A 445-nucleotide genomic window follows, 5' to 3' on the forward strand; every position below is an offset into this window, starting at 1 on the left:
GGACGTCGCCGCCGTGTTCCGCGACTCGCGGATCGCGCTGCCGCAGCTGAACGAGGGCGCCAACGAGCTGAAGGTCGTCGCCGACTGCGCGTACACCAACACCGGTGAGGGCCTGCACCGGTTCGTCGACCCGGTCGACGAACAAGCTTACCTGTACACCCAGTTCGAGGTGCCGGACGCGCGCCGCGTCTTCGCCTCCGTCGAGCAGCCGGACCTGAAGGCGACCTTCCGGTTCACCGTGAAGGCCCCCGCCGGCTGGACAGTCATCTCGAACTCGCCGACGCCCGAGCCGAAGGACGACGTCTGGACGTTCGAGCCGACGCCGCGCATCTCCACGTACATCACGGCGCTCATCGTCGGCCCGTACCACTCGGTGCACAGCAGCTACGAGAAGGACGGCCAGTCCGTCCCGCTCGGCATCTACTGCCGCCCCTCGCTCGCGGAG

1 pseudogene is annotated in these 445 nt (G+C 68.5%); it reads left to right on the forward strand.

What is annotated here, in order from left to right:
• Window positions 1–445 (forward strand): annotated as a pseudogene (locus RM844_RS32835) (aminopeptidase N); the annotation flags it as partial.

The sequence above is a fragment of the Streptomyces chisholmiae genome, from assembly GCF_031845445.1.
In the GTDB taxonomy this organism is placed as follows: domain Bacteria; phylum Actinomycetota; class Actinomycetes; order Streptomycetales; family Streptomycetaceae; genus Streptomyces; species Streptomyces chisholmiae.